Origin of the sequence: Dietzia massiliensis (assembly GCF_018390595.1) — a bacterium.
Taxonomy (GTDB): domain Bacteria; phylum Actinomycetota; class Actinomycetes; order Mycobacteriales; family Mycobacteriaceae; genus Dietzia; species Dietzia massiliensis.
In genome coordinates this window covers 1-2008 of sequence record NZ_JAHBAV010000119.1, presented here as the reverse complement: position 1 = coordinate 2008, position 2008 = coordinate 1, and the positions used below count along the sequence as shown (strand labels likewise).

The 2008-nt window shown below is 76.2% G+C and carries 2 protein-coding genes and 1 pseudogene; 2 read left to right on the top strand and 1 reads right to left on the bottom strand.

Going from position 1 to position 2008, the window contains the following annotated elements:
* The coding region (locus tag KHA85_RS16375; protein WP_213186618.1) for an esterase/lipase family protein at nt 1–898 on the bottom strand (898 nt) is incomplete at its 3' end.
* A 183-nt stretch (nt 899–1081) separates the two neighbouring features.
* Here KHA85_RS16375 and KHA85_RS16370 point away from each other — a divergent pair.
* Both KHA85_RS16370 and KHA85_RS16365 read left to right on the top strand, forming a co-directional pair.
* Nucleotides 1082–1681, top strand: coding sequence for an RNA polymerase sigma factor (locus tag KHA85_RS16370; protein WP_213186617.1), 600 nt, complete (start codon nt 1082–1084; stop codon nt 1679–1681).
* A pseudogene (locus KHA85_RS16365) lies at nt 1678–2008 on the top strand (methylated-DNA--[protein]-cysteine S-methyltransferase); the annotation flags it as partial. The gene KHA85_RS16370 and the pseudogene KHA85_RS16365, both read left to right, overlap by 4 nt.

The following is a 2008-nucleotide window of genomic DNA, read 5'->3' as shown; positions in this document are numbered from 1 at the left end:
CGCCGCGCGTGGCGATGAGCGTGTAGCCCACGCCGGGCAGGAACGGGGTGCGGTCGAGGCCGTACCAGGCGGTGATCATGGGGCTGCCCGGTGACAGTTCGGCCAGTCCCCGCAGGTTGGCGGCCCACAGGCCGAGGCCGGCGATCTCGCGCGGCAGCTGATGCGGGATGAGCCCGCTGTTGTCGGCGCCCCAGTAGCCGCCCACCGAGACGACGTTCGCCACCGCGCCGGGCCGCAGCACCTTGGTGGTGTAGCCGGCGATCGCGGCGCCCTGCGAGTAGCCCACCAGGTCGACCTGCGGCGCCCCTGTCGCCGCGCGGACATGATCGATCACCCCGGCGAGCTGCGGACCGGACGCGGCGACGATCGAGTCGAGGCCGCCGCGGGCCGGGTTGCCGGCGTAGGCGCCGAGGGTCGGGGCGACCACGCAGAAGCCCTGCCGCCGCAGGGGATCGCCGAGCCGGGGCATCGTGTTGGCGCCGTTGTCGAAGGTGCCGTGCACGAGGATCACGGGCCGCGGCCGCGCGGGTGTGGGCCGGCAGGTCACGGGCGCGTCGACCGCGGCGGGCGGCCCGGGCGCGCCGATCGGCCCGTTGATGCCGTTCAGAGCCTCGGTGACGTACGGCCCCAGCTCCCCTGCAGGGTCGGCGTCGCGCAGCGCGTCGGCGAGCGGACCGAGCTGGCCCGCCAGGGGGCCCAGCTGGTCGAGCGGGGACTGGGCGTGCGCCCGAGGCGCGAGGTCTCCCGCGGCCTGCACCGACCCCACCGCGGCGGCGAGCGGCACCGCCAGCGCGAGCGCGGCCAGCGCCCCGACCAGTCGCGACCGCGCTGATCGGCGTGTGGACCCGCGTGCGGGGCGGCGGCCGGAGGGGCGTGCGGGTGTGCGGGAACCGAGCATGGGATCTCCCCGGGAGCGGGCGGTGAGCACCAGTATGCGAGCCCCGCGCCGGATTGGGAACACTATGACCTCACGAATCCGTGGCGCCGGGCGACTACTCACCGAAGCCCGCCACCCGCCGCCCGGCCGGGCGGGGCGGGCCGCGCGGGACGGCGATCACCGACGAGGGCAGGATCTACACACATGAGGGCAGCGTTCGACGCCGCGGTCGACCGGCACGGGGCCACCGTGCTGCGGGTCTGCCGCGCGGTCCTGGGCCCCGGCGCGGACGCCGACGACGCGTGGTCGGAGACGTTCCTCTCGGCGCTGCGGGCGTGGCCGGAGCTGCCCGAGGACACTGATGTCGAGGCGTGGCTCGTCCGCGTCGCGCACCGCCGCGCGGTCGACGTGGTGCGCCGCGCGTCCCGGGCCGCGGTTCCGACCGGCGCCGCCGACGACATCGCCGTCTTCGACGCCCGCGCACCGGGGCCGGGCGGGGTGCACGAGGGTGGCTCGGGTGGAGCCCCCGGGGCCGACGACGACGAGGACGACCGCTGGATTTGGGACGCGGTCGCCGCCCTGCCCACACGGCAGCGCCTCTGTGTGGCGTACCGGTACCTGGGCGGTCTCCGCTATGCCGAGATCGCCGAGCTCACGGGCGGCACCGAGGCCGCGGCCCGGCGCGCTGCCGCCGACGGGATCGCCGCCCTGCGCAGAACGCTCACCCAGACCCAGACCCAGACCCAGGCTCGGACTCACGCCCAGTCGCAGTCCCCATCGCAGTCACAGGAGGTCGCGCCATGACCGAACACGCTACGACCGACCCCGCGATCGCCACGCTGCGGGCCGCGCCCGCCGACACCGGCCGGCTCCGCGACCGCCTCGCCTGCGACGCCGAGCGCGAGGGCCTGGTCGACGTCTTCTACCGGACCGTCTACTCGCCCATCGGGGGGCTGCTGCTGGCCGCGACCCCGGTCGGCCTGGTGTACGTGGCGTTCGAGGTGGAGGACGCCGACGCGGTCCTGGCGACCCTCGCCACCCGCATCGGCCCGCGCGTCCTGCGGGCGGAGGGAGACTCGCCGGTCCTCGACGAGGCCGCCGCGCAGATCGGGCAGTACCTCGCCGGCGACC

Bases quoted from the DNA above. Each gene is read 5' to 3' on its own strand.
- KHA85_RS16370 (WP_213186617.1), top strand. From the start codon at position 1,082: ATGAGGGCAGCGTTCGACGCCGCGGTCGACCGGCACGGGGCCACCGTG.